This is a genomic window from Gordonia sp. YY1, assembly GCF_009872315.1.
Lineage (GTDB): Bacteria > Actinomycetota > Actinomycetes > Mycobacteriales > Mycobacteriaceae > Gordonia > Gordonia amicalis.
Genome location: NZ_WXYI01000002.1, coordinates 336,616 through 344,213 on the forward strand (window position 1 = coordinate 336,616; position 7,598 = coordinate 344,213).

Here is a 7,598-nt window from a genome sequence, read left to right on the forward strand (position 1 = left end):
ACCAGTGCCTCAGGGGGTTCCCGCGTCGGTTCCCGACGACGGTCTGACCACGCGCCAGCGTCGTAACCAGCCGGTTCTCGCCGTCCACACCGGAGACGGGAAGGGGAAATCCACCGCCGCGTTCGGGATGGCGATGCGCGCCTGGAACGCCGGGATGCGGGTCGCCGTCTTCCAGTTCGTCAAGAGTGCCAAGTGGAAGGTCGGGGAGGAGTCGGCGTTGCTGACCCTCGGGCAGTGTCACACCGACACCGGCGCGGGCGGTCCGGTCGAGTGGCACAAGATGGGCCAGGGCTGGTCGTGGTTGCGGGCCAACACCGAGCACGCCGACGACCACGCCGCCGCGGCGCGAGCCGGCTGGGCCGAGATCGCCCGGCGGCTCGACGCCGGCGAACACGACTTCTACGTCCTGGACGAGTTCACCTACCCACTCGACTGGGGTTGGGTCGACACCGATGAGGTCGTCGAGACCCTCGCCCGCCGCCCCGGGCGTCAGCACGTCGTCATCACCGGCCGACGCGCGCCGCAGAAGCTGATCGATGCCGCGGACCTCGTGACGGAGATGCGCAAGATCGCCCACCCGATGGATGCCGGCCGTAAGGGTCAGAAGGGCATCGAGTGGTAGCGGCCGCGGGCGGAGTGCCCACCGTCGTGATCGCCGCGCCGTCGTCGGGCAGCGGCAAGACGACGGTGACGACCGGCCTCATCGGCGCGTTGCGCGCGGCCGGTCACCGGGTGGCACCGTTCAAGGTCGGTCCCGACTACATCGACCCCGGCTATCACGCCGTCGCCGCCGGGCGTCCGGGCCGCAACCTGGACCCGAACCTGGTGGGCGAGGACCTGATCGCGCCCCTGTTCGCCCATGGCTCGGCCGGCGCCGACATCGCCGTCGTGGAAGGGGTGATGGGCCTGTTCGACGGCCGGATCACCGGCGATGAGGTCGGCGCAGCCGGCACCGACGCGCTGGGCATCGGCTCGACCGCGCACGTGGCGTCGATCATCGGTGCGCCCGTCGTGCTGGTCGTCGACGCCGGCGGACACAGCCAGTCCCTCGCCGCAGTGCTGCACGGGTTCCTGTCCTACGACTCCTCGGTGCACATCGCCGGGGTCATCCTCAACCGGGTCGGCTCGCCGCGGCACGAGATGGTGCTGCGCCAGGCGTGCGCCCGCGTCGGTGTTCCGGTGTTCGGAGTGGTGCGACGCGATCCGTCCCTGACCGTGCCGTCCCGCCACCTCGGACTCATCCCCGCGGCCGAACGCAGCGCCGACGCGGTCGCCGCGGTGGCGTCGATGACCCATCACCTGCGGGACTCCCTCGACCTCCCGGCGATAGTGGCGGCAGCGCGGCAGCGCCGGAGTCCCGACGCCGCGCCCTGGTCGGCAGCCGACGCCCTTGCGCCCTACGCACCACAGGACGGAACCTCGAGCCCGTCCGCCCGGCCGATCATCGCGGTGGCCGGGGGAGCGGCGTTCACCTTCGGTTATGCCGAACACGCCGAGATGCTGCGTGCCGCGGGCGCCGAGGTGGTCGCCTTCGACCCACTCTGTGACCGACTTCCGCCGGATACCGCCGGAGTCGTCATCGGTGGTGGCTTCCCCGAGGAGCACGCCGAGGAACTCGGCGCCAACGTCGAGCTGCGTGCCGACCTGCGTGCGCACGCGGCTGCCGGTCGGCCCGTCCATGCCGAATGCGCGGGTCTGATCTATCTGGCCGAACACCTCGACGGACGTCCCATGAGCGGTGTCCTCGACATCGCCGGCAGCTTCGGGCCGAGGCTGACGCTGGGTTACCGCGACGCGGTGGCCGTGTCCGACTCGGTGCTGTTCCGTGCCGGGGAGCGCGTCACCGGGCACGAGTTCCACCGCAGCACCGTGACGACCGGGGAGGGAGCAGCGACGCCCGCATGGGCGTGGCGCGATGCCGAAGGTCGAGGCGCCACGGACGGCGTCATCACCGCCGCGGTCCACGCGTCGTATCTGCATCTGCATCCGGCGGCCATCCCGGAGGCGCTGCACCGCTTCCTGGTCCGAGTAGGCTCCAAATCGTGCACGATGCCGACCAACTGTTAGACGCAGGTTCCCCGATGACGGCACGCCGACTGCGCGAGACCCTTGACGCGTTGGCCACCCACGGTGCCGACGATCCCGATCTGCTGCGTCAGCTCCTCGAGGCCGTGCTGGTCGTCGGGCAGGGCGTCGAACTCGACCGCGCGTTGCAGCGCATCGTCGAGGTGGCCGCCGGTCTGGTGGATGCGCAGTACGGAGCGCTGGGTGTGCGCGGTCCCGACGGGGGGCTCAGCGAGTTCGTCCACATCGGGATCACCGATGCGCAGCGGGCGACGATGGGGCATCTGCCGGTGGGCCGGGGCGTACTGGGACTGTTGATCGACGACCCACGACTGCACCGCATCCACGACCTCGGCGCACATCCGACCTCGGTCGGGTTCCCGCCGAATCACCCGCCCATGCACACCTTTCTCGGTGCGCCGATCCTGGTGCGCGGCGAGGTGTTCGGCAGCATCTACCTAACCGAGAAGCGTTCGGCCGACGACTTCTCCGAGGTCGACGAGACGGTCGTCGCCGTACTCGCGGTGGCCGCGGGAATCGCCATCGACAACGCCGGACTCTTCGAACGCGCGCGGACCCGGCATCGCTGGATGCAGGTGCTGGCCCGTCGCGGTTCGGAACCACTGGCCGGTATCGCGTTGTCCGACACCATGTCCCGGATGTGTGTCGACGTCGCCGACCTGGTGGGCGCGGTCGACGTCTTCCTCGTCACCGAACTCGACGGCGAGGTGGAGTTGCGTGGTCACACCGGTGACCGTCTCGAGATCGACAGCTTCACCGCACCGCCGGCGAACGCCCTGGCCGTTCTGCGCGCGGGCTCGATCGCGCCGTCGCTGGTTCGCCGCGGGGCCCGTTGGACGTCGGTGCAACCGCTGCAGCGCGCGTCGGGAGCGTTCGGCTGGATGCTCATCACCCATCGTGACCGGCCGTACTGGGACGAGGAGGAGATCGCCGGACTGGCCGGTGTCGCCGAGATCGCCTCGCTGGCGGTGGTCTACGCCGAACAGCAGCAGATCGCCCGCGATCTCGAGGTGCTCGAGGACCGCCACCGCATCGCGCGGGATCTCCACGACCACGTCATCCAGCGGCTCTTCGCGGTCGGCATGTCGGTGCAGACCCTGCTGGCCGGATCGACCGATCCCGCTGCCGCCACCGCGCGTCTCGAACAGATCATGACCGACCTCGATCGCACGATCGCGCAGATCCGGACCTCGATCTTCGATCTTCAGACGGCGACGGCCAACGCCGACGGTTCGACCCTGCGTCGGCGCGTCCTCGACATCGTCTCCGAATTGTCCGGGCATGCGTCGATCTCGCCGAGCGTCGAGTTCGACGGTCCTGTCGACACCGTGGTGCCGGACACGCTGGGACCGCACATCGACGCGGTGCTGCGCGAAGGGCTCAGCAACGCCTTGCGCCATGCGCAGGCCGACCACATCGCGGTGGCGGTCCGAGCCGACGACGTGCTGACCGTCGAGATCACCGACGACGGCGTCGGCATCGGCACCGACGTCACCTACCGCGGTCTGGAGAACCTGACCCGGCGCGCCGAGGAGTGCGACGGGACGTTCAGCGTGGTCACCCGTCCGCGCGGCAACCGCGACGAGGGCGGGACAACACTCACCTGGTCGGTGCCGTTGATCGGCTAGTCCTTGGGGTCGCGGAGTTTGGTCGCCATCACCGCGACCTGGGTTCGGCGCTGCATGTCCAGCTTGCCGAGGATGCGGGACACGTAGTTCTTGATCGTCTTCTCCGCCAAGAACATCCGTTCGGCGATCTGCCGGTTGGTCAGACCCTCCCCGATGAGGTTGAACACCTCACGCTCCTGATGGGTGAGCTCCTCGAGAGGGTCCTTCTCGGCCTGCTTGCCGTCGCGCAACTTGGCCAGCAGGGCAGCGGTCGACCGGTCGTCGAGCAGCGAACCGCCCTGTCCCACGGTGCGGACCGCGGCCACCAGGTTGTGGCCGAGGATCTGTTTGAGCACGAAGCCCGACGCGCCGGCGAGGACCGCGGCGAGCAGGGCGTCGTCGTCGGCATAGCTCGTGAGCATCAGGCACTTCACGTTCGGGTCGGCGGCGCGGACGTCGCGACAGAGTTCGACGCCGTTGCCGTCGGGCAGACGGACGTCGAGGACCGCCACGTCGGGCTTGGTCGCGAGGATGCCGACCAGGGCCTCACCGACGGACGCGGCCTCACCGACGACCTCGATGTCGTCAGCGGTGCCGAGGAGGTCGCGGAGTCCACGTCGGACGAGCTCGTGGTCGTCGACGAGGTAGACGCGGACCGGTGCGGGGGTCGAATCGTCAGCCATGGTCTGAACGTACCGGACCGTCTCAACTGCGAGAACTCACGACGCGGGTGCTGTGTCGACGGCGACAGTGACATTGTGTCGCCGGCAACAGTGACATTGTGTCGCGGGCGACAGCGTCCCGACCGGATTCGCGACGTCGGGCCCCAACGATGCGGGACTTTCTCCCCACGAGCAACACCCGTCTCCGGGAGCAGAGTGGTTGTCGACGGATTCTCGATCCGCCTGTCCACCCCGAACTTCGGACCAGGAGAGCACGTGACCACCCTCATCGGACCCCCCGAAACGATCGACAACGGGATGACCGGATCGGACCTGCTGCGCGAACTGCTACCCGTGTGCGAGACCGAGGTGGAGCGTCACATGCGGATGACCAAGGACTGGCATCCGCACGATTACGTGCCGTGGGACGAGGGCCGGAACTTCGCGATGCTCGGCGGCATCGACTGGGACCCCGAACAGTCGCAGCTGTCGGAGACCGCCAAGGCCGCGATGATCACCAACCTGCTCACCGAGGACAACCTGCCGTCCTACCACCGCGTCATCGCCCAGAACTTCAGCCTCGACGACGCGTGGGGCTGGTGGGTCGGCCGCTGGACCGCCGAGGAGAACCGCCACTCCGTGGTCATGCGCGACTACCTGGTCGTCACCCGCGGCGTCGACCCGGTGGAACTCGAAGAGATCCGGATGGCCCACATGACGGCGGGTTTCAATCCGCTGCCCGAGGACGACGGACAGCGGGACCACAGCTTCGACATGCTGTACGCCGTGGCGTATGTCAGCTTCCAGGAACTCGCGACCCGCGTCTCGCACCGCAACACCGGCAAGGCCTGCGGCGACCCGATCGCCGACCGCATGCTGCAGCGCGTGGCCGCCGACGAGAACCTGCACATGCTCTTCTATCGCAACATCGTGGCCGGTGCCCTCGACCTGGTTCCCGACCAGACGATGGCCGCCGTCTACGCGATCGTGTCGAACTTCCAGATGCCCGGCGCCACGATGCCGAACTTCCGGCGCAACGCGGTGCTGATCGCCAAGGGCGGTATCTACGACCTGCCCCAGCACATGTCCGAGGTGGTCATGCCGGTGCTGCGCAAGTGGCGCATCTTCGAGCGCGACGACTTCGGTCCGCTCGGTGAGCACTACCGCGAACTGCTCGCCGACTTCCTCGAGCAGATGAACGTCAAGGTCGAGAAGTTCGAGGCGTCGCGCGAACGCGCCCTGCAGCGCGAGCGGGCACGGAGCCGGGCATGACTCTCGCGGAGCCGGTCGGGATGGATGGGATCGGGAGTTCCGTGGGCGCGGATGCGTGCGGTTGTGACTCCGGGTTCGTCACGGCGATCTCGATGGCCGAGGCGGCCGCGGACCGGAACCCGGCGTGGTGGAACGAGATCCGGACCAGCGCCGACGACGCGCTCGACGCGGCCTACCTCAGCTCCAAGCTGCTCGGTGCGCTGATCCAGTCGGCCGCCCATCGGCTCGGCGTCCCGGCCGCCGACATCTGGGGCCACATCCGCCGCACCGGCGAGCTGCCGCTCTAGATCACACCGGCTGGACACCGAGGGCCAGGTCTCGGCCCGGTAGTGTCACCTCCCATGTCTGGTCACTACCTCGTCGGCCTCGATCTCGCGGGCCGCAGGGTCGTCGTCGTCGGCGGCGGGTCCGTCGCACAGCGACGACTGCCGAACCTCATCGCGGCCGGAGCCGACGTACACGTCATCGCCATCGACCCCACACCGGCCGTCGAATCGTTCCAGGGCATCACCGTGACCCGCCGTGCGTACGCCGACGGTGATCTCGCCGGAGCGTGGTACGCGATGGCGTGCACCGACGATCCCGACGTCAACGCGGCCGTCGTCGCCGAGGCCGAACGCCGCCACACCTTCTGCGTGCGCGCCGACGACGCCCGGTACGGAACCGCGGTCACCCCCGCCTCCGGCCGCCACCGCGACGTACAGTTCGGCGTGCTCGCCGGCGGCGACCACAAGCTGTCGGCGGCACTGCGCGCCGCGATCAGCCGGGCGCTGTCCGACGGTTCGCTGTCGATCGCCGACGCCGCGCCGCACGCCGCGGGTGTCGCCCTGGTCGGTGGCGGTCCCGGCGACCCCGATCTCATCACGGTGCGCGGCCAGCGGCTCCTCGCCGAGGCCGACGTCGTGGTCGCCGACCGGCTGGCGCCGCCCGAGTTGCTCGCCGAGCTGGGCCCGCAGGTCGAGGTCATCGACGCCGCGAAGGTGCCCTACGGACGCGCGATGAAGCAGGAGGCCATCAACGACGTCCTCGTCACCAAGGCGAAGGAGGGCAAGTTCGTCGTGCGGCTCAAGGGCGGCGACCCGTACGTCTACGGCCGCGGCTTCGAGGAGCTGCAGGCCTGTGTCGCCGCCGGCGTGCCGGTGACCGTGGTGCCCGGCATCAGCAGCTCGATCGCCGCACCCGCATCGGCCGGCATCCCGGTGACTCACCGCGGCGTCACCCACGAGGTGGTCATCGCCTCCGGCCACGTCCCGCCCGGACATCCCGACTCGCTGATCGACTGGTCGGCGATGGGCAGGTTGCGCGGCACACTCGTGCTGATGATGGCCGTCGAGCGTGTCGACCTCTTCGCCGACGCCCTGCTCGAGGCCGGCCGGCCCGCCGACACCCCGGTCGCCCTGATCGAGAACGGATCCCTGCCGACGCAGCGCCTGCTGCGCACCGACCTCGCGCATGCCGCCGAGGTCGCGGCCGCGGAGGGACTGCGCCCGCCGGCCATCGTCGTCATCGGTCAGGTCGCCGGGTTCACCGAGGGCTCCTGAGCCCGCACATCGGGTGAGCGGGGACACCGAACCAACAGGGATTGGCACATCGGCGCGCTCGGCCGGTACCGTCGTGCCTTATGTCGACTCCCGGATCCGTGCACGCTGGAACTGTGGACAACTCTCAGTTCCGTCCGGTCTTCGGACTGCCGATCCTGGTGCTGTCCGGAATGCAGCTGCTCATGGTGCTCGACGGCACTGTTGCAGCACTGGCCCTGCCACGCATCCGTGACGCGCTGAGCCTCTCCGAATCGAGCGCCAACTGGGTCATCAGCAGCTACGTGCTGGCCTTCGGCGGACTGATGCTGCTGGGCGGCCGTCTTGGTGACACCTTCGGTCGCAAGCGGATGTTCATGGTGGGCGTCGTGGCGTTCACCCTCACCTCGCTGCTCTGCGGACTGGCGTGGAACGAGGCGAGCCTGATCGTCGGC

The 7,598-nt window shown here is 69.3% G+C and carries 8 protein-coding genes; 7 read left to right on the forward strand and 1 reads right to left on the reverse strand.

Annotated features, from left to right (window positions below; all coding sequences use genetic code 11):
* Positions 1 to 4 precede the first annotated feature (4 nt).
* From cobO to BPODLACK_RS04740, 3 genes are read left to right on the forward strand one after another with little or no spacing between them, the layout of a single operon-like run.
* Positions 5 to 622, forward strand: coding sequence for a cob(I)yrinic acid a,c-diamide adenosyltransferase (gene cobO / locus BPODLACK_RS04730; RefSeq protein ID WP_024498428.1), 618 nt, complete (start codon positions 5 to 7; stop codon positions 620 to 622).
* The gene (locus BPODLACK_RS04735) at positions 616 to 2,067 is read left to right on the forward strand and encodes a cobyrinate a,c-diamide synthase (RefSeq protein WP_159404826.1); all 1,452 of its coding nucleotides are present in this window, start codon (positions 616 to 618) and stop codon (positions 2,065 to 2,067) included. Before cobO ends, BPODLACK_RS04735 begins: the two co-directional genes overlap by 7 nt.
* 14 nt (positions 2,068 to 2,081) lie before the next feature.
* Positions 2,082 to 3,713, forward strand: a complete 1,632-nt coding sequence (locus BPODLACK_RS04740; protein ID WP_024498430.1) for a GAF domain-containing sensor histidine kinase — start codon at positions 2,082 to 2,084, stop codon at positions 3,711 to 3,713.
* On the opposite strand, the gene BPODLACK_RS04745 is transcribed toward BPODLACK_RS04740, so the two are convergent.
* Entirely contained in the window at positions 3,710 to 4,375 is a 666-nt protein-coding gene (locus BPODLACK_RS04745) for a response regulator (RefSeq protein WP_024498431.1), read from the reverse strand. The two genes, BPODLACK_RS04740 and BPODLACK_RS04745, sit on opposite strands and share 4 nt — an antisense overlap.
* 255 nt (positions 4,376 to 4,630) lie before the next feature.
* On the opposite strand from BPODLACK_RS04745, the gene BPODLACK_RS04750 reads away from it, so the two are divergent.
* From BPODLACK_RS04750 to BPODLACK_RS23430, 4 genes are all read left to right on the forward strand, one after another.
* Positions 4,631 to 5,626 carry an acyl-ACP desaturase gene (locus tag BPODLACK_RS04750; protein WP_024498432.1) on the forward strand — a complete coding sequence of 332 codons (996 nt, stop codon included), beginning with the start codon at positions 4,631 to 4,633 and terminating at the stop codon, positions 5,624 to 5,626.
* Positions 5,623 to 5,913, forward strand: coding sequence for a hypothetical protein (locus BPODLACK_RS04755; RefSeq protein ID WP_024498433.1), 291 nt, complete (start codon positions 5,623 to 5,625; stop codon positions 5,911 to 5,913). The genes BPODLACK_RS04750 and BPODLACK_RS04755 overlap by 4 nt, the downstream gene beginning before the upstream one ends.
* A 54-nt stretch (positions 5,914 to 5,967) precedes the next feature.
* Positions 5,968 to 7,167 carry a uroporphyrinogen-III C-methyltransferase gene (gene cobA, locus BPODLACK_RS04760; RefSeq protein WP_035760353.1) on the forward strand — a complete coding sequence of 400 codons (1,200 nt, stop codon included), beginning with the start codon at positions 5,968 to 5,970 and terminating at the stop codon, positions 7,165 to 7,167.
* A gap of 80 nt (positions 7,168 to 7,247) precedes the next feature.
* Positions 7,248 to 7,598: MFS transporter (locus BPODLACK_RS23430; protein ID WP_236577604.1), on the forward strand; the 351-nt coding region annotated here is incomplete at its 3' end.